At 70.0% G+C, this 25,872-nt stretch carries 25 protein-coding genes; 13 read left to right on the forward strand and 12 right to left on the reverse strand.

The window, feature by feature from the left end; translation table 11 throughout:
* The first annotated feature begins 1 nt into the window (after nt 1).
* The 4 genes from ABZ906_RS31255 to ABZ906_RS31270 all read left to right on the forward strand — a co-directional run bounded on the left by ABZ906_RS31255 (nt 2) and on the right by ABZ906_RS31270 (nt 5,430).
* Nucleotides 2–2,860: an NHLP bacteriocin export ABC transporter permease/ATPase subunit gene (locus ABZ906_RS31255; protein WP_361388421.1), complete on the forward strand. Its 2,859-nt coding sequence runs from the start codon at nt 2–4 to the stop codon at nt 2,858–2,860.
* A 129-nt stretch (nt 2,861–2,989) separates the two neighbouring features.
* Nucleotides 2,990–3,400, forward strand: a complete 411-nt coding sequence (locus ABZ906_RS31260) for a hypothetical protein (RefSeq protein WP_361184621.1) — start codon at nt 2,990–2,992, stop codon at nt 3,398–3,400.
* A gap of 299 nt (nt 3,401–3,699) precedes the next feature.
* A complete protein-coding gene (locus ABZ906_RS31265) occupies nt 3,700–3,987 on the forward strand; it encodes a hypothetical protein (protein ID WP_361388424.1) in 288 nt (95 codons plus the stop codon).
* Nucleotides 3,988–4,389: 402 nt separating this feature from the next.
* Complete coding sequence (locus ABZ906_RS31270) at nt 4,390–5,430, forward strand: ATP-binding protein (RefSeq protein ID WP_361388427.1); 1,041 nt, start codon at nt 4,390–4,392, stop codon at nt 5,428–5,430.
* A 29-nt stretch (nt 5,431–5,459) separates the two neighbouring features.
* Here the strand turns inward: ABZ906_RS31270 and ABZ906_RS31275 are convergent, their stop codons facing one another.
* Genes ABZ906_RS31275 through ABZ906_RS31295 form a run of 5 tightly spaced genes read right to left on the reverse strand, consistent with a single transcriptional unit; the run spans nt 5,460 to nt 10,832 of the window.
* Complete coding sequence (locus ABZ906_RS31275; RefSeq protein WP_361388783.1) at nt 5,460–6,347, reverse strand: STM4011 family radical SAM protein; 888 nt, start codon at nt 6,345–6,347, stop codon at nt 5,460–5,462.
* Nucleotides 6,348–6,397: 50 nt separating this feature from the next.
* The gene (locus tag ABZ906_RS31280; protein WP_361388430.1) at nt 6,398–7,759 is read right to left on the reverse strand and encodes an STM4012 family radical SAM protein; all 1,362 of its coding nucleotides are present in this window, start codon (nt 7,757–7,759) and stop codon (nt 6,398–6,400) included.
* Nucleotides 7,756–8,562 carry an STM4013/SEN3800 family hydrolase gene (locus ABZ906_RS31285; protein WP_361388786.1) on the reverse strand — a complete coding sequence of 269 codons (807 nt, stop codon included), beginning with the start codon at nt 8,560–8,562 and terminating at the stop codon, nt 7,756–7,758. Before ABZ906_RS31285 ends, ABZ906_RS31280 begins: the two co-directional genes overlap by 4 nt.
* A 37-nt stretch (nt 8,563–8,599) precedes the next feature.
* The gene (locus ABZ906_RS31290) at nt 8,600–9,844 is read right to left on the reverse strand and encodes an STM4014 family protein (RefSeq protein ID WP_361388433.1); all 1,245 of its coding nucleotides are present in this window, start codon (nt 9,842–9,844) and stop codon (nt 8,600–8,602) included.
* A gap of 25 nt (nt 9,845–9,869) precedes the next feature.
* Nucleotides 9,870–10,832 (reverse strand): STM4015 family protein, encoded by a 963-nt coding sequence (locus tag ABZ906_RS31295; protein ID WP_361388436.1) that lies wholly within the window; start codon nt 10,830–10,832, stop codon nt 9,870–9,872.
* 226 nt (nt 10,833–11,058) lie between these two features.
* Between ABZ906_RS31295 and ABZ906_RS31300 the strand changes: the two genes are divergently transcribed.
* Together ABZ906_RS31300 and ABZ906_RS31305 are read left to right on the forward strand one after the other, a co-directional pair.
* Nucleotides 11,059–11,385 (forward strand): hypothetical protein, encoded by a 327-nt coding sequence (locus ABZ906_RS31300; protein ID WP_361388439.1) that lies wholly within the window; start codon nt 11,059–11,061, stop codon nt 11,383–11,385.
* A 72-nt stretch (nt 11,386–11,457) separates the two neighbouring features.
* Complete coding sequence (locus ABZ906_RS31305; RefSeq protein ID WP_361388442.1) at nt 11,458–12,498, forward strand: DUF6745 domain-containing protein; 1,041 nt, start codon at nt 11,458–11,460, stop codon at nt 12,496–12,498.
* 22 nt (nt 12,499–12,520) lie between these two features.
* On the opposite strand, the gene ABZ906_RS31310 is transcribed toward ABZ906_RS31305, so the two are convergent.
* Nucleotides 12,521–13,699, reverse strand: a complete 1,179-nt coding sequence (locus tag ABZ906_RS31310) for a serine hydrolase domain-containing protein (protein WP_361388445.1) — start codon at nt 13,697–13,699, stop codon at nt 12,521–12,523.
* 140 nt (nt 13,700–13,839) lie between these two features.
* The gene (locus tag ABZ906_RS31315) at nt 13,840–14,355 is read right to left on the reverse strand and encodes a lytic polysaccharide monooxygenase auxiliary activity family 9 protein (protein WP_361388448.1); all 516 of its coding nucleotides are present in this window, start codon (nt 14,353–14,355) and stop codon (nt 13,840–13,842) included.
* 433 nt (nt 14,356–14,788) lie between these two features.
* Between ABZ906_RS31315 and ABZ906_RS31320 the strand changes: the two genes are divergently transcribed.
* Entirely contained in the window at nt 14,789–15,823 is a 1,035-nt protein-coding gene (locus ABZ906_RS31320; RefSeq protein ID WP_361388451.1) for an AraC family transcriptional regulator, read from the forward strand.
* Here the strand turns inward: ABZ906_RS31320 and ABZ906_RS31325 are convergent.
* The gene (locus tag ABZ906_RS31325) at nt 15,755–16,507 is read right to left on the reverse strand and encodes a sulfite exporter TauE/SafE family protein (RefSeq protein WP_361388454.1); all 753 of its coding nucleotides are present in this window, start codon (nt 16,505–16,507) and stop codon (nt 15,755–15,757) included. The genes ABZ906_RS31320 and ABZ906_RS31325 overlap by 69 nt on opposite strands.
* A gap of 229 nt (nt 16,508–16,736) precedes the next feature.
* Here ABZ906_RS31325 and ABZ906_RS31330 point away from each other — a divergent pair, with 229 nt between their 5' ends.
* Nucleotides 16,737–17,621 carry a LysR family transcriptional regulator gene (locus ABZ906_RS31330; protein ID WP_361388457.1) on the forward strand — a complete coding sequence of 295 codons (885 nt, stop codon included), beginning with the start codon at nt 16,737–16,739 and terminating at the stop codon, nt 17,619–17,621.
* Here ABZ906_RS31330 and ABZ906_RS31335 read toward each other — a convergent pair.
* From ABZ906_RS31335 to ABZ906_RS31350, 4 genes are all read right to left on the reverse strand, one after another.
* Complete coding sequence (locus ABZ906_RS31335) at nt 17,602–18,096, reverse strand: molybdopterin-dependent oxidoreductase (RefSeq protein ID WP_361184584.1); 495 nt, start codon at nt 18,094–18,096, stop codon at nt 17,602–17,604. The two genes, ABZ906_RS31330 and ABZ906_RS31335, sit on opposite strands and share 20 nt — an antisense overlap.
* Nucleotides 18,097–18,281: 185 nt before the next feature.
* The gene (locus tag ABZ906_RS31340) at nt 18,282–18,689 is read right to left on the reverse strand and encodes a TOBE domain-containing protein (RefSeq protein WP_361388460.1); all 408 of its coding nucleotides are present in this window, start codon (nt 18,687–18,689) and stop codon (nt 18,282–18,284) included.
* 73 nt (nt 18,690–18,762) lie between these two features.
* A complete protein-coding gene (locus ABZ906_RS31345; protein WP_361388463.1) occupies nt 18,763–19,881 on the reverse strand; it encodes a substrate-binding domain-containing protein in 1,119 nt (372 codons plus the stop codon).
* A gap of 354 nt (nt 19,882–20,235) precedes the next feature.
* A complete protein-coding gene (locus tag ABZ906_RS31350; protein WP_361388466.1) occupies nt 20,236–21,150 on the reverse strand; it encodes an MBL fold metallo-hydrolase in 915 nt (304 codons plus the stop codon).
* Nucleotides 21,151–21,229: 79 nt separating this feature from the next.
* Here ABZ906_RS31350 and ABZ906_RS31355 point away from each other — a divergent pair, with 79 nt between their 5' ends.
* From ABZ906_RS31355 to ABZ906_RS31375, 5 genes are all read left to right on the forward strand, one after another.
* On the forward strand, nt 21,230–21,658 hold the full coding sequence (locus ABZ906_RS31355; protein WP_361388469.1) for a MarR family transcriptional regulator: 429 nt from the start codon (nt 21,230–21,232) through the stop codon (nt 21,656–21,658).
* A gap of 275 nt (nt 21,659–21,933) precedes the next feature.
* Nucleotides 21,934–22,137, forward strand: a complete 204-nt coding sequence (locus tag ABZ906_RS31360; RefSeq protein ID WP_361184572.1) for a cold-shock protein — start codon at nt 21,934–21,936, stop codon at nt 22,135–22,137.
* A gap of 161 nt (nt 22,138–22,298) precedes the next feature.
* The gene (locus tag ABZ906_RS31365; RefSeq protein WP_361388472.1) at nt 22,299–23,828 is read left to right on the forward strand and encodes a DEAD/DEAH box helicase; all 1,530 of its coding nucleotides are present in this window, start codon (nt 22,299–22,301) and stop codon (nt 23,826–23,828) included.
* A gap of 216 nt (nt 23,829–24,044) precedes the next feature.
* Nucleotides 24,045–24,626, forward strand: a complete 582-nt coding sequence (locus ABZ906_RS31370) for a TetR-like C-terminal domain-containing protein (RefSeq protein WP_361388475.1) — start codon at nt 24,045–24,047, stop codon at nt 24,624–24,626.
* Between the two features lie 20 nt (nt 24,627–24,646).
* Nucleotides 24,647–25,855 carry a GDSL-type esterase/lipase family protein gene (locus tag ABZ906_RS31375; RefSeq protein ID WP_361388478.1) on the forward strand — a complete coding sequence of 403 codons (1,209 nt, stop codon included), beginning with the start codon at nt 24,647–24,649 and terminating at the stop codon, nt 25,853–25,855.
* Nucleotides 25,856–25,872 lie beyond the last annotated feature (17 nt).

Below are 25,872 nucleotides of genomic sequence, written 5' to 3' on the forward strand. Positions count from 1 at the left end.
GGTGACCTCGGTACCGGAGCAGTACACCCCGTACACCGACGACGCCGTGGCCGCCGCCTTCGGCGCGCTCGGCACCCCGGCCGACTGCACGGGCCTGCGCAGCGTGCACCTCGAAGGCCCGCAGGTGCTCTGGCTCGTCGTGGCCGGCGCGCTCGACCTGTTCGCCGTCGACGCCGTCCAGCAGGGCCACTGGCACTTCCTGGGCCGACTCGAACCGGGCACCCTGCTCCTCGGCCCCGTCGAAGGCCCCCAGCACACCCTGGTCGGACGCCCGCTCCAGGGCTGCGAGCTGCGCCGCATCCCGCTGCGCGAGCTCTACCGCCCCGACTACGGCGACACCTGGGCCTACGAGCAGCAGTTCCCCAGCCAGTACGACACCGGGGACCAGGCCCTGAGCCTCCTGGAGCACGCCTTCGCGCTCGGCATCGGACGCAGCCACCGGGTCCTCTTCGAGGCGCCGCTCGACGGCCGCACCATGGCCGACGATGTGGTGACCGACGACGACATCCTGTGGATGCCGGTCGCGCCGGGCAGCGTGCAGTACGGCTCGGCCTACAGCGCGGAAGCGGCGGGTGATCTCCTCGTCGACCCGGCCATGTGGCAGCGCATGGTCAACCAGCAGTACCGCCTCCTCGCCACGCTCGACCGCTGGATCGAACGCCTGGAGCGGGCCCACGAGGACCGCACCGCGGCCGGCATCAAGGCGGGCGAGACGGTCCGCGAGCAGGCCGACCGCACGCTGATCGCCTCCATCGGCCGCTCCGGCAGGGGCGGCGCACGCCGCAGCGACGCACGGGGCGGGGACGACGCGACGTACGCGGCCTGCCGTCTGGTCGCCGAGGCAGCCGGGATCACCCTGTCCGGCGCCGCGGAGGGCGGTGCGGTCAGCGACCGGATCGACCCGGTGGAACAGGTCGCGGTGGCCTCGCGGATCCGCACCCGTGCCGTCCGACTCGACGGACGCTGGTGGCGCGAGAACACAGGACCGCTGGTGGGGCACCGCGCGGCCAGCGGGCAGCCGGTCGCGCTGCTGTGGCGGCGCGGACGCTACGAGTCGGTGCACCCCACGTCCGGGCGGCGCATGCGCATCGACGAGAGCAACGCGGACGAGTTCGAACCGCAGGGCATCATGTTCTACCGCCCGCTGCCGGAGCGGACACTGACGCCGTGGCGCCTGTTCCTCTTCGGCCTGCGGGGCACCGGCGCAGACGTACGCAATCTGGCGATCGCCGGTCTGGTGACGGTCGCGATCGGCGCGCTCGTGCCGATCGCGACGGGACAGGTGCTCGGCGTGTTCGTCCCGAACGGCGAGAAGAGCCTCATCGTCCAGGTGTCCCTGGCGGTGATGATCACCAGCATCGTCTCCGCGGCGTTCATGCTGCTCCAGAACCTCACCATCCTCCGCATGGAGGGCCGCATGGAGAGCACACTGCAACCAGCGGTCTGGGACCGGCTGCTGCGGCTGCCCACACGCTTCTTCGCCTCGCGCTCCACCGGTGAACTGGCCAGCGCGGCCATGGGCGTCAGCGCGATCCGCCGGGTCCTGTCGGGCATCGGCCCCGTCGCGCTGCAATCGGGCACGATCGGCGCGATGAACCTGGTCCTGCTGCTGCTCTACAGCGTGCCGCTCGCCCTGGCCGCACTGGGGATGCTCGTCGTCATCGCCGCAGTGTTCCTCACCCTGGGCCTGTGGGAACTGCGCTGGCAGCGCCGCCTGGTCGAACTGAGCAACAAGCTCAACAACCAGGCATTCCAGACCCTGCGCGGACTGCCCAAACTCCGCGTCGCCGGGGCGGAGAGCTTCGCCTACGCGGCCTGGGCGGGGGAGTTCGCGCGCAGCCGGGAGCTCCAGCAGCGCGCGGGCCGCATCAAGAACGTGACGACGGTCCTCAACTCCGTCTATCTGCCGCTCTGCACGCTCGTCATGTTCATCCTCCTCGCGGGCCCGGCCCGCGGCAGCCTCACGGCGGGGGAGTTCCTCACCTTCAGCACCGCCGTGACGATGCTCCTGACCTCCGTCACCCAGCTCACCGGTGCGCTGATCTCTGCCGCCGCGGTCCTGCCGATGTTCGAGCAGATCAAGCCGGTGCTCGACGAGGAGCCGGAGGTACGGGGCGCGAGCACCCAGCCGGGCGAATTGCAGGGCGAGATCGAGGCCCGCGGTCTCTCCTTCCGCTACGCGGACGACGGCCCCCTGGTCCTGGACGACGTGTCCCTGTCCATCCGGCCGGGCGAGTTCGTCGCGGTCGTCGGCCCCAGCGGCTGCGGCAAGTCGACGCTCCTCCGCCTCCTGATCGGCTTCGACAAGCCGGTCTCCGGCAACGTCCTCTACGACGGCCAGGACCTCTCGGCACTCGACCAGGCGGCCGTGCGCCGCCAGTGCGGCGTCGTCCTGCAGAACGCGCAGCCGCTCACCGGCTCGATCCTGGACTGCATCTGCGGCGCCGAGACGTTCACGCAGGAGGAGGCGTGGGAGGCCGCCGCGATGGCGGGCCTCGCCGAGGACATCAAGCGCATGCCGATGGGCCTGCACACGATGATCTCCGGCGGCGGCGCGGTCTCCGGCGGCCAGCGCCAGCGCCTGATGATCGCCCAGGCCCTGATCCGCCGCCCCCGCGTCCTCTTCTTCGACGAGGCGACCAGCGCCCTGGACAACGAGACCCAGCGCACGGTCATCGACAGCACCCGCGCCCTGAACGCCACCCGCGTCGTCATCGCCCACCGCCTCTCCACGGTCCTCGACGCGGACCGCGTCATCGTCATGTCGGAGGGCCGAGTCGTCCAACAGGGACCACCGGCCCAGCTCCTCGCGGACACGGGCGGTCGGTTGCACGAGCTGGTGCGGCGGCAGTTGAGCTGAGCCACACCAGCACACTCCAATAACCGCATAGGGAACGTACTTAAAAGCTGCCTGGAAAATGCGATACAGGCAACGGCTTTCGCCGCTACACTCCTCATCTGGATATCAGGTTCCGGGGGATGATGGCGCATGACTGATGATCCACATTCTTGGCGAGCGAAGCGGCGTCGCCGTGTAGCGGATGAGATGACGCCGGACGCTGCTGAGGCCATCGTGGGAGTTCTCCAACTCCTCGGCAGGGTAGCGATCAAAAAGGCGCAAGTGCCGCGACCCTTGCACGTCAATACGCTCACCTTCGACGAGATTGTTCGCTATTTCGTGGAGGAGCGTCCGGCCGTGCCTCAGGTGCACCATGGCGCCCTCCTGGTGCGTCGAGGGCTTCCCTATGGGACTCCTTGCCTCCAGTTGTTCGTCGACCACGGGAACGAGCCGTGCCTGACGCCGTCCGGGGAACCGTATGGCAGGTTCATGGTGGCGAAGCAACTGGACGAGGAGCTCAAGAGTCTGCTCGGCGGGCGGGAACTCATCATCTTTGAGTAGATCGCCGCGTTCTCCAGCAGGTCGGCGTCGGAGGAATCAATGTGGGGATGGGCGGGTCTCGTTGCAGGGTTGGCTGTCGCGTCGGCTGTGCTTATCGCGGCTCTCCGGATGCGCGCGAGGCGTCGTACGGACTTGAGGATCGACGAAGAGGAGCTGAACCAATGGTTCCGGCGCCGTAAGTGAACAAAAGAGCAAAAGGAACGAACAAAATCGGGGGACAGAGGGAAATGGATCCAATCTCACTCATCGCAGCGATCGCCTTTTTCGGGTACATCGCTGTAGCGATCGTATTCATCACCGTGGAAATCATCACGGAATGGTTCCAGGCGCGCGGACGGATCAAGGCGACGAACGCCAGGGCGATCGCCTTCTCGCTGGCGGAGCGCATCGCCAACAAGGACTACGCGAAGGTCGGCGGGGTCTTCGACAAGACCCCCGCGACCGCGACCACTCGGATAGTCCAAGGCTTCTTCGACGAGGGCACAGGCCGTGTGATCGAGGCGCGTGCGCTCGCCAGCATGCGCCAGCCCAGCGCGGGGGTCGTACAGAATCACACGGCGGGCCGCGGGCTCGTCGTCTACACCTGAGGGGTGCCAGGTGGACCCCATCAGCCTCATCCTGCTCGTGATGGCGGGCAGCTTCGCAGCCGGAGCCGTACTGGCTCAGGTGACCTGGGACATGGTGGACAGCTGGATCTCGACGCGGGCCGTGCCAGGCGGCTATGCGGAGATCCTTTCCAGCCGCTTGGCCACCGGGGACTATCACGTCGTCGGCGGGGTCTTCACGTCGTACGGCACGAAGACGGCCTCCCAGACGTGGGACGGGCACGCACTCGACCCTGAACTCGTTCGCAGGCTGGGGACGTCGGGGGGGTGTGATCCGTGTCTACACATGAACCCGGCCGGCGAGAGCGGGCCAAGGCCGAGAGGCCCTGGTCCGCGCCGCGTCTCTTCCTGAGTGGCTTCCCTGCGGGTGTCCCGGAAGCGGAGATGGTGAAGTTCAGGGTGCGTCTGTTCGCCATGCTCGGTGACGTCATCGACCGGTACAGGCCCGGTGCGTTCAGTATCAGCGCCGGATATGGCCAAGTGCCTTCCCAACAGGCACAGTTCCCGTCGGATCCGTCGGATCCTTCGGTAGATGCGGAGGCGCGCGGGCCGGCCTTCTCGACGGTCGAACCGCTCTACACCTTCGATCAGCTCGTGCTCCCGGAAGCGACGGTCAACCGCCTGCTCGACTGCGTCTCGCTGGTCGAGGTAGCACCTCTCGTTTTCGACACCTGGAACATGCGGTCGATCGAGCCCAACCCCTCGACGGCGGTCAACTTCCGTGGACCGCCCGGGACGGGGAAGACCATGGCGGCCCATGCGATCGCGCAACGGCTGGGGCGGCGCATCCTGTCCTGCCGACTGTCGGACCTGGAGAGCAAATATCACGGCGAGGGCCCCAAGAACCTCGCCGCGTTGTTCGCCACGGCCAGAGAACAGAACGCGGTGCTCTTCATCGACGAGGCCGAGTCTCTGCTCTCGCGCCGGTTTGCGCAGCCCCAGCAGGCAGCGGAGAGCGCCATCAACTCCATGCGGACGGAGCTGTTGATGGCGCTCGACACCTTCCAGGGGTTGGTGATCTTCGCCAGCAACCTGCCGCACAGTTACGACGCGGCGGTCGAGTCCCGCCTGCTGCACGTCGACTTCGCCTTGCCTGATCGCCCCGCCCGCCGGCTGATCTGGCGAACTCACCTGCCGGCCGAACTGCCGGTGCACGAGGATGTCTCGCTCGACGAACTCGCCGACGTCGCGGAGGTCTCGGGCCGGGACATCAAGATGGCGGTCATCCTTGCTGCGGTCGGCACGGCACGACGTGGCCTGGGTACCGTTACCCGCGACACCCTGCTTTCCGCTCTGGAGGAACAACGTCAGCCGCCGGTCCCACCGCCGCCGACTGACGGCACCACCGAACTCTCAGAGGCGGGCAAGGAGACTGTCGCCGGTCAACTCCGCCAACGTCTGGCCGATGGAACGACGCCGAAGTGACAAGCAGGAGGGGGCGAATACCCGCGGCGTCATGTTGATGTGGGGCGGCCGGATGGTGCGGCGGCAGATGCAGTGAGGTGTGCGGGGATCCGTTCCAGGACTCCGCCCGCGAATACGTCGTACAGCGGCAGTGTCTCCAGATGGACGTAGCCGATGTGGCAGTCGCAGACCGCCAGGGGACAGGCGCGGGGCTGCAGGGCCTGCCTGTACGAGCCGTCGTACAGGTTGCCCAGTTCGCCGCGGACGAAGTGGCAGCGGCGGACCGTGCCCTCGCCGTCGACCGAGATGACGGACTCGCCCGTGCGGCAGGGCAGGCCCGCTGAGCGGTGCGGGTGGCGGCTGTAGGGGAACAGGGGGTCGAGGGCGGTCCACAGGGCCGCCTCGTCGTCGGTGTACGTGTGGCCCTCCGCTGCGTTCACCCACAGGTAGACCTCCGGCGACAGCGCGGCCCGCAGACGTCGTGCGTCGTCGAGGTGGTCGGGCAGGCCCACGACGCCCACGCTGAATCGCACGCCGCGATCGGCGAGTTGGCGTGTCTTGGTGAGGAACCGGTCGTACGGCGTCTGGCCCGGGTGGTACGTGCACCACAGGGCGACGGTGTCGAGGTCGGCCTGCGCGAGCCAGTCCGTGCGGCAGCTGAGGTTCGTCTGGATCGCGACGCGGTCGATGTGCGTCTGGTGGGAGAGCTCGACCAGCGCCCGCCGGTACCAGGAGCGGACCAGGCCCTCGCCCCAGGGCGTGAAGAGGAGGGAGAGGCGGTCGCCGGTCTGGTGCCGGGCCCAGTCCGTGAAGCGTTCGAGGGCAGCCCGGTCGGCGCGCAACTGCTCGGGGGTGTCGCGGCGCTTGGCGAAGGGGCAGTACGGGCAGGCGTAGTCGCACGACGCCAGCGGGCCGCGGTAGAGGATCGTCAGGTCCATGGCCGGCGGGATCAGGGGCAGGGGCGGGGGCAGGGACACGGTCTGCGGGCTCACTTCAGTTCGTATGCGGCCATGGCGGCCCGCACCTCGGCGGAGAACAGCTCGGGGCCGATCGCGTCGGAGTGCGCGAGGCCTTCCGGTGTCAGGCGCAGGACTTCCGCCGTCGCCTCCCGCTCCAGCCAGCCGCGGTCCGCGAACCGTTCGAGTTCGGCGGGGAAGTCCTCGTAGGGGTCCGTGCCGAACTGTTTGCGGTAGTCGGCCCGCGGCATGCCGTCCGCTTGAAGCAGCGACTGCAGGAGGTGGCGCCGGCGGGCCTCGGCGCCGTCGACCCGGCGGCCGTGCACGGCACGGCCGAAGTCCTCGGTGGCGGTGTACTCGTCGATGATCGTGCGTATCTCGCGCAGGTCGACCGCGTAGTCGAAGGAGTAGTGCAGCGAGGAGGTGTACGAACGGGCGCCGCAGCCCAGGCCGATCATGCCGTCGGTCTGGCAGGCGTAGTCGTCGGCGCCCTGCGGGGGCGCGTCCGCCCGGCGGAACATCCGCATCGACACCTGGACGTACCCCGCGGCCAGGAGATGGTCGCGGCCCTGCCGGTAGAGCCGCAGCCGCTGTGCGTCCCAGTCCGCGTCGGACAGCGCCGTGCCGTGCTTGCCCAGGCCGGTCAACGGCCGCACGTACAGCGGGTAGAGATAGAGCTCCTCGGGCCGCCAGGCCAGCGCGGCATCCAGGGACGTGCGCCAGGTGCGCTCCGTCTGGCCGTCGATCCCGTAGATGAGGTCGATGTTGAGGACCGGGATGCGGGCGTCGCGTATCCGTCCGAGCGCCGCCTCGACGTCCGCCCGGCGCTGGGGCCGCACCGCCGCCCGCGCCTCGGCATCGACGAAACTCTGCACGCCCAGGCTGAGCCGCGTCGCCCCGCGCCCGGCCAGGACCGCGAGCCGGTCGGCGGTGGCGGTGGCGGGCGATGCCTCGACGGAGAGCGGTATCGCCCGCAGGTCGGCCCCCATGCGCCGCTCGGCGATGTCGCAGAGCCGCTCCAGCTCCGCCGCCTCCAGATAGGTGGGGGTGCCGCCGCCGAACGCCGCGTTGGCGAACCGGATCCGCGCCGCGTCCTCGCCTTGCGCCAGGGCGTCCCGCACCGCTGTGGCCTGCCGGTCGAGCGCGTCGAGATAGCGGGTGGTCAGCTCGCCGGGCGCACCGATGCGGGTGAAGAGGTTGCAGAAGCCGCAGCGGACCTCGCAGAACGGTATGTGCAGATAGAGGGAGAGCGCGTCCTTGGGCTCGGCTGCCCACAGGGTGCGCAGCTCGGGTCGGTCGGCCAGCGGGCGGTAGGCGGTCTTGTGCGGGTAGGCGTAGACGTAGCTCTGGTACGGGCGGGTGGCGGTGGGGTCGAGAAGCTGGGGTGTGCTCATGCGGACGGCTCCAGGAAGAAGTGGGCGTAGGGGACCGTCCACACGGCTTCGTGCCCGAGACGGTGGCCCGTATAGCCGTCGTCTCCGTAGGCCGTGCCGTGGTCGGAGCAGACGATGGCGAAGCAGCGGCGGCGCGAGCTCAGGGCGGTGAACAGGCGCCCTATGTGCCGGTCGATGTACTCCAGGGCGGCGGCGTGCGTCGCGCGGCTGTCGCCTGCCTCGCGGGTGGCGCCGGTCGTGTGGAACCAGTTGGGCTGATGCAGGGCCGAGGCGTTCAGGAAGAGGAACAGGCGCTGTTCGTGGGGGAGTTCGGCCACCACTTTCTCGGCCCGTGCCACCTGCGACTCGAAGGACGTGGGCGAGGCCACGCCGAACCCGGGCTCCCAGTGGCTCTCCTGGAAGAGCCCGGGCAGGACGTCCCCGAGGGCGCCCTGCTTGTTGAAGAAGCCGACCCCGCCGATGCACACCGTGCGGTACCCGGCCTGTGCGAGGCCGGACACCAGGTCGGGGGTGTCGAAGACGAACGTGCGCCCCGCGGTCGTCTCGCTGCCCGCGAACCGTGCGGCGAACAGCCGTGGATGCGGCCCCGGAGCGGCGGGCGTGGGCAGGAAACCGGCGAACATCGCCTGGTGCGAGGCGTAGGTGAAGCTGCCGGGCGCGTGCCGCTTCTCCCAGACGCCGCCCGGCAGATGACGGGCCAGATGCGGGATGCGGCCCGCGGCGGCGAGTTCGACGGCGACGTCGTACCGCAGGGTGTCGAGGGTGACGAGGAGCAGGTCGTCCCGGCCGACGACCTCGTTCATGTCGGGAGCGATTGACGGCTCGGGCGGGCTCGTGGTGTCAGGCGTGGGCATGGTGGTTCCTTGCGGGGTGGTTCGGCGAGCGGGGCGGGGCGGCGGAGACAGCCCGGTGCCGGGCGGAGGAAGCCCGGGGCGGTGTGGCAGGGGCCGGCGGGCGTCGTCGTACGGCGGCGATCTGCGCCGCGTACGTGTCGAGCCCCTCCGCCCCGCTGCCCGGCAGCCCCGTCAGGCGTGGCAGCAGATCACCGAAGGCGTTGACCTCGCCGACGGCGAAGCGCTGCCAGCCGATGGCGGGAAGGAGGTCGACACCGACGCAGAGCGTGCCGGGAAAACAGGCGGCGGCCCGCTCGCAGATGTCCAGGGCCTCGCCCCAGCGAGCCCCCGCCGCCTCGATCGCGGCGGCCAACTCGCCGCGTGCCCCGCCCAGGTGGAGGTTGGTCAGGGGTGACTTGCTGGTCCGTACGACGGCGTGGGTGGCCCGCCCGCCGGTCACGACGATCCGCAGATCGGCCACGTGCGCGTGCAGCGACGCCTTGGGCATCCAGCGTTCGACGTGCAGCCCGTCGGGCGCGAGTCCGTCGACGATCGCGGCGATCTCCCGCTCGTCCCGGTAGCGGCGCACCCGAAGGGAGTTGTGCAGCCGCCCGTCCGACATCTCCACGGATGTGGTCGCCCGGATGCGCCCGGGGCCCGCCGTCTCGACGGCGAGCACCCCGGAGGCGGACGACCCGTGCGCGAGCTTGACGAAGAGTCGCGGCATGCGGTGCTCCCGCATCAGCGCCCGTACGTCGTCCCAGCCCCGCACCGCTGCCTGCGCCCCGGACGTCGGCGACGGCGGAACGGGAACGCCCGCGCGGGTGAGTACGTCATGGCAGAGCCGCTTGTCGAACAGCACTCCGAGTTCGTCCGGATCGTCGAGGCGCCTCCCCCCGCTCAACGTCCGTACGGACGCCATGAACCGCCCGTACCAACGCGCGCTGCCCTCCACCCGTGTGGGGTCGTCCATCGCGCGCAGCGCCAGGTCGACGTCGGCGTTCTCACCGGGCGATTCGAGCCGCACCACCTCGTCCGCGCCGAAGGCGGCACCGCCGTCGCGCAGCACATCCAGCCACGGCACGACACGCGGCGCGGGCAGCCCGGCCTCCCGTACGGCCGCCGTGAACAGCTCCACCCGGCGGTTCTCCGGGTTGCCGACCACCGCGAACCGCGGACCGGGCAGCCCGGGACACGGCAGCCCGGGACCCGGTTCGGGACCCGGTTCAGGACGCGTTGGCGCCTGCCCCATGGCGTTCCCCCCTCTCCGCCGACCGCTATTCGCCCACGGCCACGTAGCGCCACACCGTGCCGTCCTCCTCCTCGTCCTCGTCCGCGTCGTCCGGGTCGAGGTCGACCTCGACGCCCGCGGACTGCAAGGTCTCGCGCACGCGCAGGCTCAGCGCCTGACCGAGGAAGTGGTGATGCAGGTCGAGCTTCTTGAGATGCGTCAGCGGCTGGCCGGACAACAGCGCCGTCGCCCCCTCGTCCGTCAGCACACCCATGGAGAGGTCGAGAACTTCGAGACGGGCCACGACCGGCGCGGACGCCATGGCCCCGGCGATCTCGTCCTGGATCTCGCTGTTGCGCAGGGCGAGGTGCCGAAGCCGGGGCAGACGCGTCCCCGCGAAGAAGGGCTCGAGGTCCGAGACCGCCGCGTCGCCGCCGTACCCGGAGGTGCCGAGCCAGAGGTCCAGATGCTCCAGGGCGGGGAAGTCGCTCGCGGCTATCCCGCGCACCACCTCGGCCGGCAGACCGCCGGATTCGAAGGTCAGCGACCGCAGCCGCTCGTGGCGCACCGCGGGAAACGCCAGGCCGTCGGCGCCGCGCACGGCGAACTCCTCCAAGCCGGGGAACGCGTCGAGGAGCGGGGTCACACAGCCCTGGGTGATCCAGGAGATCTCACACTCCTCCGAGTCGATGTCGCCCAGGAACAGGGCCCGCAGCGCGGGCATGCGCTCCTTCGCCCCGACGAGAGCGGCGATCACCTCGTCCGGCCCGTTCTCGTAGACATCGCTCCACGCGCCCACGATGATCGCCCGCACCCGCGTGATGTCGACGGCCTCGGCGAACCGCGCGAACGCGGCCTCCCACTCCTCCTCGCTTTCGTACGAGTCGACGGCGATGCGCCAGGCCACGGAGTCGGCCGCCGGCAGTTCGTCCGTGATCTTCTCGTCGAACTGCGGGAATTCATGGATGGGCAGTTCGTGCCAGTGCTGCTGGTTGTCTCCGATGGTCATGTCCGCCCGCTCCCCTGGCCATGGCGCCGAACCGGCGCCCAACTGCGGCGATCCCGTGTCCGCGGTGATCGACGATGTGCAGAATTTCTACCAAGCGCCACTGACAACGCCCGCCGCGGGGCCGCGAAAGCGGGGTGCGGCCGTTGCCCGACGGCCGTTGTCAGACCCTCGCCGTACCGTCGGATTCATTGAGCGGTGCAGAGCGTGCCGCGGGGAGGGGACACCCATGTACCGGCAGGGAGATGTACTCATCGTGCCCGTCGCCGAGTCGGCGCTGCCGCCGCACGTCGGCGACGGTCCGAAGGAGCCGCGGGACGCCCGCGGCAGGCTCGTGCTGGCCCTCGGCGAAGTGACCGGACATGCGCACGCCGTGGTGGGGCCGGGCCAACTGATCCGCGAATCGGGCCCGTTCGGTCCGATGCTGCTCCACCTGCCGGACGGCGGACGCGTGGTGCACGAGGAGCACGCGGTGATTCCGCTGCCGAAGGGCTGGTACCGGGTGGTGCGCCAGCGCGAGTACGTACCGGGTTCCGTGCGTCTGGTGGCCGACTGATGCCCCGCCGGTGAGACAGACGCGGGGCATGGGGAACGGGAAGCGGGAGAGAGCGACATGGGAGCGGACGAGATGACGACGGCTGAGTACGTACGACCGGTGGAGAGCGACGTGACGGAGTGGCGGCAGGTGGCGGCGGCCACCGGTCCCGCCGACCGCGCGGCGGCCGAGGCAGGGGTGCGGCTCGCCTACCGCAGGGCAGGGCTTCGCGAGCCCGAGCGCATTCGGTGGACTGCTTCTCCGCTGGAGGCCGTGCGACTGGTGGCCGCGGAGAAGGACACTCTGGGGTCCAGCGTGCGCGACGCGGTGCGCAACCGCCCCTGGGCAGCCGAACGGGAAGCTCTGCACGGGGAGTTGGGTCCGGACGGCTGGGGCGAGCACTGGAACGCCACGGGCGCCCGGCTCTGGGACATCACACAGGCCCTGGCTTCCCGCATCCGCACCGGAGTGCTGGAAGAACTGGCGGGTGGCAGGCGCAAGGACGAACAGTCCCTTCGTCTCGTTCTCCTCGACGCCGTGCTCGGCCAGCACGAGGCGGCCTGGCTGTGCGCCTTCGACACCTCACAGGGCGGTCCACTGGACGGCGTCGCGGGGGTCGCCCGCGCGGCGGGCTGGTGGTGGCCCTACGAGCGTGAGGCGATCCTCTGCGAGCGCCCGACCGAACTGCACCGCGACGAGGCCGGCCGTCTGGACCGCGCGGACGGCCCCGCACTGGCCTTCCCCGACGGCTTCGCCCTGCACGCGTGGCGCGGTATGCCGGTTCCTGCCGAGTTCCTGCAAGAACTCTCCGCGCTGACCCCCGAGCGGATCCGCGCCGAGGACAACGCCGAACTGCGCCGCGTGATGCTGGAGCACTACGGCTACGACCGCTATCTGGACGAGTCGGGCGCGGTCCCCGTGCACCGCGACGAGACGGGTGTGCTCTGGCGGATCCGGCTCGACGGTGACGAGGACGTGGTGATGGTCGAGGTGGTCAACTCCACCCCGGAGCCGGACGGCACGAGTCGTACGTACTGGTTGCGCGTACCGCCCGCCACGAGGACGGCCAAGGAGGGTGTGGCGTGGACGTTCGGGCTGCACCCGGACGCCTATGACCCCGAGCGCCAGACCTGAGCCGGGAAAGGATGGAAGCGGCTCAGGACCCGGCCGCGTACCGCCAGAAGTCCCGCATCAGTTCGGGGAAGCTGGGCCCGCCCATCTGCAGCTGGCTGAACATGAGGGTGACCGTGCCGGTGGACGGGATGATGTGCGCGGTCGTACCGGTGCCGCCCACCCAGCCGTAGCGTCCCGGGACGTTCCACGGTTCCACGACCTCGACGTCGACCGAGCCGCCGAAGCCCCATCCCATCCCTTCGAGGAAGAGACCGGCGGACTCCCGCTCGGGCGTGGTGAGGTGATTGGTGGTCATTTGCCGCACCGACTCGGGCGTGAGCAGCCGGCGCCCGTCCGCCGCCGTTCCGGCGGCCAGCAGCATGCGGCCGAAGGCGAGCCAGTCGTCGAGGGTCGAGACGAGACCGCCGGCGCCGGACGGGAACGCGGGCGCGGTGCTCCACTGTCCGTCGGCGGGGTCGAGCAGTTCGAGCCCGCTGCGGGGATCGCGTTCGGGTCCGGCCTCGGCACCGGCCGCGTAGTAGCTGGTGAACCGGTCGAGCTTGCCCGGCGGCACCGAGAACGCGGTGTCGGTCATCCCGAGCGGTTCGAAGATCCGCTCGGCCAGGTACTGGGGCAGCGGCACTCCGGTGACCCGGGAGATCAGCACGCCCTGGAGGTCGGAGCTGAGGTTGTACAGCCAGCCGTCGCCGGGCTGGTGCAGGAGCGGGATGCGGGACAGCGCGGCCATCCACACGTCCGGGTCCGGGACGGCCTGCGGCTGGGGAGGCCCTTGCTTCAGCTCGCTGAACAGCGGTGCGAGCGCGGGCAGCGAGAAGTCGGACGGAAACCCGTATCCCGTACGGGAGGTGAGCAGATGGGAGACGGTGATGGGGCGCAGCGCCGGGACCACGTCGTCCACCGGCGAGGACGGAGTGCGTACGACGCTCGGTGACGCCAGTTCGGGAAGCCAGCGCCCGACCGGGTCGTCAAGGGCGATCCGGCCTTCGTCGACCAGCATCATGACGCCGGCGGCGACGATGGGTTTGGTCAGCGACGCGATACGGAAGATGGAGTCCCTGGCCATCGGTGCGGTGCCCTCGACGTCGACGGACCCGACGGCCGCGACCTCCTCGCTCCGGTCACCGCGGGCGACCAGGCCCACCGCTCCCGCCACGGAGCTGTTGCTGACGTGCGTCTCCAGAGTCTTGCGCAGATCGGCCATGCGCCCACCCTCTCAGCCCGCACCCCGCTCCGAGCGTCATTTGGTACGCAAAAGCCCGGCCCGCCGAACCGTCGGCGCGATGGCGCCGCGGCCCGGCAGACCGGACGTGGGTGGTGTGGGGGAACCACCCGCGCGATGGCTCAGCCCGTGATGTTCACGTCGATGCAGGCGTAGAAGGCGTTGCTGGTGTCGGCGATGTTCCACACCGCGAGCACCTTCTGCTTTCCGCTGAGCCCGCCGAAGTCGACCTTGTGCGTGACGGTCTCACCCGGCTGGGCACCGCCGTCGTCGACCTCGGCGATCTTGTTGCCGCCGACGAAGTACTGCCAGGTGCTGGTGCTGTGACGTGCCGTCAGCTTCCAGCTGAAGTCCTGGGAGGAGCCGACGTCGGTGGCCTTCCAGCCCTTGCTGTCGTCGTCCAGTTCGGAGAACCGTGAGTTGCCGCCGCTGCACGTCGTCTGCCCCTTGGGGCCTTCGACGCTCTGCGGTTCGTGGGTGATCTCGCCGCAGGACACGGTGCCGTCCGCGCACTGTGCCTGGCGGCTCGGGGGCGAGTTGACGTAGCCGTGCGCACTGGCCGGGGTCACGGAGGCCAGGACGAGTATGGGCGCGAATCCTGCGCCCAGAGCGGCTGCCAGCTTCTGCTTCTTGTTCATCTCTGTTCCCTCTGAGTGGGGGGGGGAGGAGGGGCGAGAGACAACCGGGCGCCTCGGTCGACTCATTGGCCTAGACCATACTGATTGTCGGAGCGCAGTCAACCCTTCAAGTAAGGCGCGTGGTGCGGAAGTTGTGAATGGGGCCGCGCGGCGAGGCTCCGGGCGCGCATGGCTGAGGGGGTCGCGCGGCAAGACGACGGGACATGCAGCCGGGGCGGAAAGTCATCATGCGACTCATTCGATCTCCCCGGGGCCGAGGTCATCGAGCGGCAGAATCAGGGAGAGCAGCCGCATCGCCGGGGGAGACGTACCAGGCAAGATTGTCCTGACGGTCTGAACGAACCGACCGCGACGGGCGACACGCGGCACCACGAGCGACAAGCCGCAAGCGGCACGCAGTACGCAGTACGCGGCACCAGGAGGGCGAGGCCGGATGGACATCCTCACCGAGGCGCTGGCCTCGATGCGCACCGGTAACCCGGCGTTCGTACGCGCCAACGGCCGCGCCCCCTGGGGCCTGCGCCTGCCACCTGCCGCGGGCGCAGCCTTCCACGTGGTGCTCCACGGCACCTGCTGGCTGGTCCCGCCGCCCGACGCGCCGCCGCACCTGAAGCCGATTCCGCTCAACCCCGGCGATGTGATCTTCCTGCGGGGCGGGCACGGTCACATCCTCGCCGACCACTCCTCGACCCCGGCCGAGGAGTGCAAGAGCGAGCAGTTCCGCCGGAGCGCACCGATCGGCTCGCTCACGCTCGGCGGAGAGGGCGCCGAGACCAGCCTGCTGTGCGGCAGCTATCCCCTGGACCAGGCGCGACCGCACCCCCTTGTGCGCCGGCTGCCCGAGGTCATCCACCTGCCGACCGGGCACGGACGCCATCCGGAGCTGAGCGCCGCCGTACAACTCCTCGGCGCCGAGCTGGAGAACCCGCGCATCGGCTCGGACGGCATCGTGCCCCCGCTGATCGACTCGCTGCTGCTCTACATCCTGCGGGCCTGGCTCGACGATCAGCCCCCGGCCGCCGCGCAGGGCTGGGCCGCCGCCCTGAGCGACTCGGCGGTCGCACCCGCCCTGTCGGCCATGCACGACGACCCCGCGGCCTCGTGGACGGTCGAATCCCTCGCCGAGTGGGCCGGTCTGTCCCGCGCCGCGTTCGCCCGGCGGTTCGCCCTGCTGGTCGGCGAACCGCCCGTGGCCTATCTGACCCGCTGGCGCATGACGACCGCCGCCCGCATGCTGCGCGAGTCCGACGCCCCGCTGACGACGGTCGCCGCCCGCACCGGATACGGCTCGGAGTTCGCCTTCGCCAAAGCCTTCAAACGGGAGTACGGCCTGGCACCGGGCGGCTACCGGCGCCAGAGCAGAGCCGCCCGGGCCTCCCGCGATGCGCGATACCCGCCCTCACACGGCCACGGCGACCGCCGCGGTGACACCGACGGCGACAATGAGCCCGCGCAGCACGGCGGGTGAGAGGCGGCGGCCCACCCGCGCGCCGATCAGGCCGCCCAGCGTCGAACCGACGGCGATCACACCGGCCACCGTCCAGTCGACGCTCGTCACCGCGATGAAGAGGACCGCGGCGACACCGTTCACGATGCACGCGAGGACGTTCTTGACGGCGTTCAGACGCTGGAGGTCGTCGCGGAGGAACGTCCCGAAAAGGCCCATGAGCAGCACCCCCTGGGCCGCTCCGAAGTAGCCGCCGTAGACGCCGGTACCCATGACACCGGCCCACAGCGGCATGCCGCCGTCCGCACGGCCGGGGGAGTCGCGCCGCGCGAGCCACTTCTGCAGCCGCGGCTGCAACAGCACCAGTACGCAGGCGATCAGGATCAGCACCGGCACCGCCGAGCTGAAGGTGTCGGCGGGCAGCTTCAGGAGCAGCACCGCTCCCACGACACCGCCCAACAGCGAGGCCAGGCCGAGCTTGACGAGACGGGATCGCTGGCCCTTGAGCTCGGCGCGGTATCCGTAGGCCGCGCTGAGCACGCCCGGTACGAGTCCGATGGTGTTGGAGACGTTGGCAAGGACGGGCGGGTAGCCGAAGGCGAGCAGGGTGGGGAAGGTGATCAGGGTGCCGGAGCCGACCACCGCGTTGATGCCGCCGGCCGCGACGGCCGCGGCCGCTATCGCCGCTGTCTCGAGTGCCTGCATGGAGCGCCTTTCCGGGACGGTCGGCGTACCGGAGTGCGGACAGCCCGGGACGGAGGAGACAGGTGCGCGGGGGACGGGTCGGCACCCGGTCGGGTCCGCCCGCCCTCCGGAGGGCGGACGGACCCGGCCAGGTTGCCGCCCTGGGCCCGAGAAGATCGTCCCGCCCGCCCAACACCCAAGTCAATCCTGGGATTTCCTTGCAGGCCCCCAAGCTGTAGCTTCACCCTTCATGACCCTCGACGACCTGCGCGTCTTTGTCGCCGTCTGCCGCACGGGCAGCCTCAGCGCCGTCGCCCGCGAACTGTCCTGCACACAACCCGCGGTCAGCCAGCACATCAGGCGCCTGGAGCGGGAGTTGGGGCTCAGCCTCCTCGAACGCCACCCGCGCGGAGTCGTGCCCACACCGGCCGGACAGCTCCTGCAGAACGCGGCGGCGGGCGGCCTCGGCGACATCGACCACGCCCTGCGCCGGCTGAGCGACCTGGTGCGAGGCGAGGGCGGATCGGTGCGGATCACCACCGGCGCCACCACCGTGCGCCACTTCCTCTCCGACGCGATCGTGGCCTTCCGCCGGCGCCACCCCCGGGTGAGCCTCGAATTCGAGACCGCGCACTCCAGCCGCAGCTGCTTCGACGCCCTCATCGCGGGCGGGCTCGACCTGGCGTGGATCACCCTGGGCACACCGGTGAAGGGCATCGAGCAGCGTCCCGTCATCGAACTTCCCTGGGTCCTCGCCGTCCACCGCGACGACCCGCTCGCCGCGAAGCCGCTGATCACCACCGCCGAGCTGGCCGGAATCCAGCTCATCGGGCTCCCGGAGAGCACCACGTCCCGCGCGCGCCTGGACGCCTGGTTCACCGAGCGCGGCATCAGCCCGGCCTCCGACACCAGCGTCGCCGACTGGGACACCGCTCTCCTGCTCGCCGAACTGGGCCTGGGCCACGCGATCGTCCCCGACCTGCCGGGATGGCGCGGTCCCGGCCACCCCGACCTGCACCTGATCCCCATCCCGGAACTGCCCACGCTGTGGACCGGCTGGGCGGTACGCCGCTGGGAGGCCCTGTCGCCCCTGGCCAGGGCGTTTGCCGACACGGTCAGCGACGACCGCCCGTGAGCACGCGGCTCGCGCCGATCCAAATGCTGCTGATCGCGCTGATGTAGCGCGCCCCGCAGCGGTCCGACGGAACCACGAGCTGGCTCCCCACGGCGTCCAGCTCCTGACCGTCCAGGCGGGTGGCGAGCAGGACGGGCGAATCCCCGAAGTCCGCGTCGATCTCCGCCCAGGACAGGACGGTGTGGTGACCGTCCCCGCCGCTGACGGCCAGCAGGAAACGCGAACGGTCCTTGCGGCGCCGGGGATCGAACGCCGGGCCCGCGTCACCGACGACCTCCCGGAGCAGGGGCCCGGCGAAGGTGTGGCGCTGCGGCCCGTTCGTGGCGCAGTCGAAGGTCACGTCCGTCTCGTGCTGCTCCCAGCGTTCCCGCAGGTCCGCCACGGTCAGCGTGACGGGGCGTTCGATGTCCCCGCACATGGCGAAGGCCCCCGTACGCACGGGGATCGTGCGGGTGGACGTGCCGGGTCGGCTCATCGGATTCCCCCTCCGGACGGTCATGGCTGCCGCCAGTCATACCCGGCCGCCGCTCGGAGGAATCGTAGATGCGACCCGTCAGGCCGCTTTCGCCTTGCTTTTGTGAGCTTGATACGAAGACTGGGCTAGCGAATCCCGGCCCTTCGTCCAAGAGCTCCGAGCTCCGAGCGCCGGGCGGCGCGGCTTCACGACAGATCGACGTGGACGTGGGTCGACTTCACGCGCGCCGTCACCGTCACGCCGACCTCGATGCCCAGTTCCTCCACGGTCTCGCGCGTCACCAACGAGACAAGGCGGTGCGGCCCGGACTGGATCTCCACCTGCGCCGCCACGTCGTCGACCCTCACCGCGGTGACGATCCCGGCGAACGAGTTCCGCACGGAGGTGGAAACGGAGGCGGACGCACCCGGCGGTACCGGATGCGTCCCCGCGGCACGCCCGGCGGCGAACGCCGCCAGGCTCACCCCGTCGATCGAGCGGTTGCCCGCGCCGTCCCGGTCCATACGCAGCCGGCCACCGTCCGCCCACCGGCGAACGGTCTCCGAACTCACGCCCAGCAGCCCGGCTGCCTGCCCAATGCTGTACGACGGCACAGCCGCACTCTAGGGCCCTTCTGACGGATCTCCCCTGCGTCGCGACGCCGGGGAAAACGAGAGCTCCGGGCCCTCAGCCCTTGAGGCCGACCGTGGCGCACGCCGCCTTGAACTCGGCGGTGCAGATCTCGCCGGTCTTGTAGATGCCGTCCTGGATGACCGTGGACTTGATGGTGTCCCGCGTCAGGGGGCGCACCGAGACCAGCAGGGAGGGGATGTTCTTCGTGGTGGCGTTGTCGGACTTGTCCCCGGCCAGCGCGTCGAACTCGACCATGCGGCCCTGGGCGATCCGGACGGCCATCTGCGCGGCGCCGACGGCCTCTTCGGGGTAGGGCTTGTAGACGGTCATGTACTGCTCGCCCGTGACGACGCGCTGCACGGCCGACAGCTCCGCGTCCTGGCCGGTGACCGGAGGCAGGTCGGTGAGACCGGCGGCCTTGAGGGCCTTGATGGCACCGCTCGCCATGCCGTCGTTGGCGGAGTAGACGGCGGCGATGTTGTCCTTGCCGATCTCGGTGATCGCGTCGGTCATGTGGGCGCCGGCCGTCTTCGGCTTCCAGCCGACGGTGTCGTACGACTTGGCGATCTTCACCTGGTTCTGGAGCTGGGAGAGCGCGCCTTCCTTGAAGACGGCGGCGTTCGGGTCGGTGGGCGAACCGTTGATCATGACGATCTTGCTGTTCTTGCGTTCGCTGCCCAGCGCCTTCAGGATCGCCTGGCCCTGGACCTGGCCGACCAGTTCGTTGTCGAAGGCCACGTACCCGGAGACGGGCCCCTCCGCGAGCCGGTCATAGGCGATGACGGGTATGTCCGCTTCCTTCGCCTTCTTGACCGCCGGTGCGATCTTCTTGGCGTCCACCGCGCTCACCAGGATCACGTCGACCTGGTCGGCGACCATCTGGTCGAGCTGGCTGCTCTGCTTGGCTGCGTCCTCGCCGGCGTTGGCGTAGACGACCTTGCCCTTGTCGTTGGTGAGCTTCTTGACCTGCTTCTCGATGATGGGGTGGTCGAACTTCTCGTAGCGAGCGGTCTCTGCCTCGGGCAGGAGCAGACCGACGGTGACGTCGTCACCCTTCTTCTCGGTCGCCTTCCCGTCGTCGTCGGAGCCCAGGATGCTGCCGCAGGCGGCGAGCGAGAGCGCCAGAGCGCTCACGGAAACGGCTACGGCGGCTTCTCGCGTACGGGTTCTCATTCGCCCACTTCCTCGATCGGACCGCTGCGTTGTGGTCCGAGATGGCTGAAAGCCAACCCCTCAGTGTTCCCGGCGTCAAGGAGTCAATACATAACGAGATTGCAATGGAATGTGCGTTTCAGTCTTGAACTGTCCTGCATTTACACGTGACAACTGCTGTGTCCGCAAGGCGGCGCGATGGGAGTTCCGGATGGGTTCGCGGGGCACGGCTCTCGCCTGCTCGGAGGCCGGCCGGGGCCCCCGCGCCCGCTTCCGGCGGATCGGCCGGGGGCCGCCTCGTGGCAGAAGCGACGGCCCCGGACCCCTTGCCGGCGGGGCGCATGCCTTCCGTACTTGTTCTCGGCGGCCCCTGTCTCAGGAGGCGTCGACCGGCTGCCACACGGCCCGGCCCTCTTCCGTGCCCACCCGCCCGAACACCACGTCGGCGAAGTGGATGCCGAAGCCGATCGTGCCGGGCTCCCGCAGTTCCCCGATGAGACGGCGGCGGAAGTCCGCGGACTGCACGGAGTCGTGGTCGGGCGCCGCCGACCACTCGGGGCGGGCGATCTGGACGGGGGAGTGGAGCGCGTCGCCGAAGGCGATCAGGCGCTGTCCGCCGGAGTCGCGCCCGCCGGACGTGATGACGTAGGCGGCGTGCCCCGGCGTGTGGCCGGGGACGAAGCGGACGCGTACGCCGGGGAAGATCTCCTGGCCGTCCGTCGTGGTCCGCACCTTCGGCGCCAGCGCGGCGAGTTGCTCCTTGCTGGTGCCGTGCGCCTCGAGGAGGTGCCGCCGTGACCATTCGGGCTCGGCCACCAGATAGTCGGCCCGGGTGAAGGGCGGGGCGTCGCTGTCGGGTGCGGGGTGCCAGGCCCAGCCGATGTGGTCGGTGTGCAGGTGGGTGAAGGCGACCGCTTCGATCTCCTCGGGGCTGCGGCCGAGCGCGGCGAGGTTGTCCAGGAGCGCGCCGCCCCGGATGGCGCCGATCGCGCTGCCCGGCTCGGCCGGGAAGGACTGCGGTCCGAAACCGGCGTCGATCAGGAGCGCGCGGTCGCCGTGTTCGACGAGCAGGCCGCCGATGCCCGCCGCGAGGTGGCCGGTGTCGTCCAGATATTCGGGACGGGCGGCCCAGTCCTCGTCGGTGGTGCCCGGCAGCCAGCCGCGCGGCGTGAGCTGGACGGCTCCGTCGGGTACGTACGTCACCTTCGTCTCGCCGAGTTGCAGGGAACGGATGCCGGACGGCCGGTGCAGCCGTGCGGACGTGGAGTGGAGCCGGGTGTCGGTGGTCATGGGGGCAACCATATGCATCAAGCTTGAATCATTCAAGCTCGCAATATCCAGACTGGATGTACCAGCTAGGCTGGGCCGCATGACGAACCCCGAAGCGCAGGTCATCGCCGAGCGGCAGCTGTGCGGCCTGGTGAACGGGATGGCGGACCAGATCGCGGAGCATGTGCGACAGCGGGCCGTCAGGCTGGGGCTCACCGCGCCGCAGGCGACCGCGCTGCGGGAACTCGCGGGGCCCATGACCATGCGCGAACTGGCCGAGCGCATGAGCTGCGAGCCCTCCAACGCCACCTTCGTCGTGGACAAGCTGGAGAAGCAGGCCCTGATCGAACGCCGCCCGCACCCCTCGGACCGCCGCGCCAAGCAGCTGGTGCTCACTCCCGAGGGCGTCGCGCTGCGGGAGCGGCTTCTGGAGCTCCTCGGCGAGGATTCGCCCCTCGCCGGCCTCACGGAAAAAGAGCAGGAGGCCCTGCGGGACCTGCTCCAGCGCGCCATTTCCCGCCCCCGGTGAGACCAGAGGTCCGAAAATTTCCGCAATGTGGTGCGGACACGCGGCCGGTCGGGCGAAATATGTAGAGCTTGCCCGTGCCGTGATGCTCGTCTCGTGCTACTGTTGATCGTAGTTGCAGTTGTGGTTCCCATAAGACTTCAAGTGCCTTTGGCAGGTTTATTCCTGCCGGGCACTTTTGTATTTCCGGAGAAGTTTTCCGGACGGGGCAATCAACGTGGCGACGCCGGGTTTCGCACAGTGTGGATCCCGGGCTTGCCCCGAATGGAGATTTAAGTATGGCTACTGGCACCGTGAAGTGGTTCAACTCGGAAAAGGGCTTCGGCTTCATCGAGCAGGAGGGTGGCGGCCCCGACGTCTTCGCCCACTACTCGAACATCGCCACCTCGGGCTTCCGTGAGCTTCAGGAAGGCCAGAAGGTGAACTTCGACGTCACGCAGGGCCAGAAGGGCCCGCAGGCCGAGAACATCGTTCCCGCCTGACGCTGAAGCGTAAGACGACGCTGGTGTCCGCGCCTCACGGCGCGGGCACCAGCTCGTTGCTGTTTGCAGAAGTTTTTCTTTTTTCGGCTCGTGCTTGCAATTCGTTCGGTTGAAATTCACCGAGAATTCCTCGATGCGTGCCATATCGAGGAAGGTTCTCCATGAACCGTTCAGCTCGCACGAATGACCGCTATTCCAATCCCCGTAACAGCGGCGGCCCCCGCGGCGCCGGCGCCCGCAAGGGCGGCGGACCCCGTCCCGGCTACCGCTCCGGCGGCCAGGGACGTCGTCCTTCCGCACCGCAGGGCGAGTTCGCACTGCCGGTCACCATCACTCCGGGCCTCCCGGCGGTGGAGACCTTCGCCGAGCTCGACATGCCCGCCGTGCTGCTCAAGACGCTCACCGGTCTCGGCGTGACCGAGCCGTTCCCGATCCAGGCGGCCACCCTGCCGAACGCCCTCGCGGGCCGGGACGTACTGGGCCGCGGCCGCACCGGATCCGGCAAGACCCTCGCCTTCGGGCTCCCGCTCCTCGTGCGCACCGCAGGTCAGCGCGCCGAGTCGAAGCGGCCCCTGGCCCTGGTCCTGGTTCCCACGCGCGAGCTCGCCCAGCAGGTGACCGAGGCCCTCACGCCGTACGCCCGCGCCCTGAAGCTGAAGATCGCCACGGTGGTCGGCGGCATGTCCATCGGCCGGCAGGCCGGTGCGCTGCGCTCCGGGGCCGAAGTGCTCGTCGCGACGCCCGGGCGCCTCAAGGACCTCATAGAGCGCAAGGACTGCCGCCTGGACCGGGTGAGCATCACCGTCCTCGACGAGGCCGACCAGATGGCCGACATGGGCTTCATGCCCCAGGTCACCGAACTGCTCGACCAGGTGCGCCCCGACGGCCAGCGGATGCTGTTCTCCGCCACGCTCGACCGCAACGTCGACCTCCTGGTCCGCAGCTACCTCCACGACCCGGTGGTCCACTCGGTCGACCCCTCCAAGGGCGCCGTCACCACGATGGAGCACCACGAACTGCACGTGCACGGCGCCGACAAGATGGCGACCGCCACCGAGATCGCGGCGCGCGAGGGCCGGGTGATCATGTTCCTGGACACCAAGCACGCCGTCGACCAGTTCACCAAACACCTGATGGGCAGCGGCGTCCGCGCCGCCGCGCTGCACGGCGGAAAGTCCCAGCCCCAGCGCACCCGCACCCTCGCCCAGTTCAAGACCGGCGCGGTGACGGTCCTGGTGGCGACCAACGTCGCGGCCCGCGGCATTCACGTCGACAACCTCGACCTGGTCGTGAACGTCGACCCGCCCACCGACCACAAGGACTACCTCCACCGCGGCGGCCGTACGGCCCGCGCCGGTGAGTCCGGCAGCGTCGTCACCCTGGTGACGCCCAACCAGCGGCGCGACATGAGCCGCCTCATGTCCGCCGCCGGAATCCGGCCGACGATCACCCAGGTCCGCTCCGGCGAGGCCGAGCTGAGCCGCATCACCGGTGCGAAGGCGCCCTCCGGCGTGCCGATCGCCGGCAGCGCGCCCAGCACGGAGCGCCCCAAGCGCGGCGGCGCCCCCTTCCGCGGAATGGGCACACGCCCGGGCCAGCCCGGCCGCTCCGGCGGAGGCTCGCGCCGCAGCGCCGAGTCGCGTGAGATGGCAGAGGCGCGCAAGGCGGCGCGGGTGCGTCGCGCGGCCTGAGTCTGCCTGAGTCTTCTGTTCGAGGGTCAGGAACGGCCTGGTCTGTCCGAGCGAGCGTGACGCCGCCGCGACGGCCAGGCCGAGGTCTGCCCAATTTCTGAACCGTACGTTCCAAAATCGCGGATCTGGATCGCGCTCGCATCCTTCAGGGCATGTCGATTTGCCTAAAGGCTTTAGGTAAGTGCAGAATCGGTTATGCCAACGGAAGGGAAGGGCATGGTTCGCGCAGGACTGACCGCGGAGCGCCTGACGCGTGCCGGGGCCGAGCTCGCCGATGAGGTCGGCTTCGAGCACGTGACCGTCTCGGCGCTCGCCCGGCGGTTCGACGTCAAGGTCGCGAGTCTCTACTCGCACCTGAAGAACTCCCACGACCTCAAGACGAGGATCGCTCTCCTCGCCCTGGAGGAGCTCGCCGACCGCGGTGCCGCCGCTCTCGCCGGACGGGCCGGGAAGGACGCCCTGACCGCGTTCGCCGACGTCTACCGCGACTATGCCCGCGAGCACCCGGGCCGCTACGCCGCGGCCCAGCTGCGGCTCGACCCGCAGACCGCCGCCGCCAGCGCCGGCGTCCGGCACGCGCAGATGACGCGGGCGATCCTGCGCGGCTACGACCTGACCGAGCCCGACCAGACCCACGCGGTCCGGATGCTGGGCAGCGTCTTCCACGGCTACGTCAGCCTGGAGATGGCGGGAGGCTTCAGCCACAGCCGACCCGACTCGCAGGAATCGTGGTCGCGCGTCCTGGACGCCCTCGACGCGCTGCTGCGGAACTGGCCCGCGCCCCAACAGACCTCTTGATCAGCAGGCGGAGACCGACCATGCACACCGACACAGACACCACCCCCGACGCCGGGCAGGGCTGGATCACCACGCCCATCACCGCGGACATCCTGCGCGGCGCCCTCGACCTGGAGCAGACCGAGCACGGCGTCCTGCCGCACCGGCTGCCCGCACGGGCCCGCGCCCAGTGCTCCGACGGCCAGCTGGCCATGGCAGAGTCCCAGCCCTCCGGCGTACGCCTTGCCTTTCGCACCCGGGCCACCGTCATCGAGCTGGACACACTGCCCACCAAACGCGACTACGTCGGCGCCCCGCCCCGGCCGGAGGGCCTGTACGACCTGCTCGTCGACGGCCGCCTGGCCGGTCAGGCCGCGGTGAGCGGCGGCAACGTCCTGACCATCGACATGACCGCAGGAACCTTCGAGCGCCGGTCCGGCCCGATCGGCACCCTGCGGTTCACCGATCTGCCGGACCGCGCCAAGGACATCGAGATCTGGCTGCCGCACAACGAGACCACCGAACTCGTCGCGCTGCGCACCGACGCTCCCGTCGAGCCCGCACCGGGCAGCGGCCGCAAGGTGTGGCTGCACCACGGCAGTTCGATCAGCCACGGCTCCGACGCGGCGAGCCCCACCACCACCTGGCCCGTACTCGCCGCCTCCCTCGGCGGTGTGGAGCTGATCAACCTCGGCTTCGGCGGCGGCGCCCTGCTCGACCCGTTCACCGCCCGCGCCATGCGGGACACACCCGCCGACCTGATCAGCGTCAAGATCGGCATCAACGTCGTCAACGCGGACCTGATGCGCCTGCGTGCCTTCGGCCCCGCCGTCCACGGCTTTCTCGACACGATCCGCGAAGGTCACCCCACCACGCCGCTCCTCGTCGTCTCGCCCGTCCTGTGCCCGATCCATGAGGACACGCCGGGACCGAGCGCGCCGGACTTCGGCGATCTGAGTTCCGGACGGCTGCAGTTCATCGCCATGGGCGACCCGGCGGAGCGCGCGGGCGGCAAGCTGACCCTGAGCATCATCCGCGAGGAGCTGGCCCGGATCGTGGAGCAGCGGTCGGCCGAGGATCCGCACCTCTCCTACCTGGACGGCCGTGAGCTGTACGGGGGTTCGGACTTCGCCGAGCTGCCGCTGCCGGACCAGATCCATCCGGACGCCGCCGCTCACCGCCGTATGGGCGAACGCTTCGCGAAGCTGGCCTTCACGGAAGAGGGCGCCTTCGCGGACCGGGACTCCTGAGACGGAGGCCCCCTCGC

The sequence above is a fragment of the Streptomyces sp. NPDC046925 genome, from assembly GCF_040644915.1.
Classification (GTDB): domain Bacteria; phylum Actinomycetota; class Actinomycetes; order Streptomycetales; family Streptomycetaceae; genus Streptomyces.

Excerpts from the sequence above, each read along its gene's own strand:
- ABZ906_RS31260 (WP_361184621.1), top strand. The coding sequence starts at position 2,990 with ATGACTGATGATCCACATTCTTGGCGAGCGAAGCGGCGTCGCCGTGTA.
- ABZ906_RS31270 (WP_361388427.1), top strand. The coding sequence starts at position 4,390 with ATGGTGAAGTTCAGGGTGCGTCTGTTCGCCATGCTCGGTGACGTCATC.
- ABZ906_RS31275 (WP_361388783.1), bottom strand. The coding sequence starts at position 6,347 with ATGGACCTGACGATCCTCTACCGCGGCCCGCTGGCGTCGTGCGACTAC.
- ABZ906_RS31280 (WP_361388430.1), bottom strand. The coding sequence starts at position 7,759 with ATGAGCACACCCCAGCTTCTCGACCCCACCGCCACCCGCCCGTACCAG.
- ABZ906_RS31285 (WP_361388786.1), bottom strand. The coding sequence starts at position 8,562 with ATGAACGAGGTCGTCGGCCGGGACGACCTGCTCCTCGTCACCCTCGAC.
- ABZ906_RS31290 (WP_361388433.1), bottom strand. The coding sequence starts at position 9,844 with ATGGGGCAGGCGCCAACGCGTCCTGAACCGGGTCCCGAACCGGGTCCC.
- ABZ906_RS31295 (WP_361388436.1), bottom strand. The coding sequence starts at position 10,832 with ATGACCATCGGAGACAACCAGCAGCACTGGCACGAACTGCCCATCCAT.
- ABZ906_RS31300 (WP_361388439.1), top strand. The coding sequence starts at position 11,059 with ATGTACCGGCAGGGAGATGTACTCATCGTGCCCGTCGCCGAGTCGGCG.
- ABZ906_RS31305 (WP_361388442.1), top strand. The coding sequence starts at position 11,458 with ATGACGACGGCTGAGTACGTACGACCGGTGGAGAGCGACGTGACGGAG.
- ABZ906_RS31310 (WP_361388445.1), bottom strand. The coding sequence starts at position 13,699 with ATGGCCGATCTGCGCAAGACTCTGGAGACGCACGTCAGCAACAGCTCC.
- ABZ906_RS31315 (WP_361388448.1), bottom strand. The coding sequence starts at position 14,355 with ATGAACAAGAAGCAGAAGCTGGCAGCCGCTCTGGGCGCAGGATTCGCG.
- ABZ906_RS31320 (WP_361388451.1), top strand. The coding sequence starts at position 14,789 with ATGGACATCCTCACCGAGGCGCTGGCCTCGATGCGCACCGGTAACCCG.
- ABZ906_RS31325 (WP_361388454.1), bottom strand. The coding sequence starts at position 16,507 with ATGCAGGCACTCGAGACAGCGGCGATAGCGGCCGCGGCCGTCGCGGCC.
- ABZ906_RS31330 (WP_361388457.1), top strand. The coding sequence starts at position 16,737 with ATGACCCTCGACGACCTGCGCGTCTTTGTCGCCGTCTGCCGCACGGGC.
- ABZ906_RS31335 (WP_361184584.1), bottom strand. The coding sequence starts at position 18,096 with ATGAGCCGACCCGGCACGTCCACCCGCACGATCCCCGTGCGTACGGGG.
- ABZ906_RS31345 (WP_361388463.1), bottom strand. The coding sequence starts at position 19,881 with ATGAGAACCCGTACGCGAGAAGCCGCCGTAGCCGTTTCCGTGAGCGCT.
- ABZ906_RS31350 (WP_361388466.1), bottom strand. The coding sequence starts at position 21,150 with ATGACCACCGACACCCGGCTCCACTCCACGTCCGCACGGCTGCACCGG.
- ABZ906_RS31355 (WP_361388469.1), top strand. The coding sequence starts at position 21,230 with ATGACGAACCCCGAAGCGCAGGTCATCGCCGAGCGGCAGCTGTGCGGC.
- ABZ906_RS31360 (WP_361184572.1), top strand. The coding sequence starts at position 21,934 with ATGGCTACTGGCACCGTGAAGTGGTTCAACTCGGAAAAGGGCTTCGGC.
- ABZ906_RS31365 (WP_361388472.1), top strand. The coding sequence starts at position 22,299 with ATGAACCGTTCAGCTCGCACGAATGACCGCTATTCCAATCCCCGTAAC.
- ABZ906_RS31370 (WP_361388475.1), top strand. The coding sequence starts at position 24,045 with ATGGTTCGCGCAGGACTGACCGCGGAGCGCCTGACGCGTGCCGGGGCC.
- ABZ906_RS31375 (WP_361388478.1), top strand. The coding sequence starts at position 24,647 with ATGCACACCGACACAGACACCACCCCCGACGCCGGGCAGGGCTGGATC.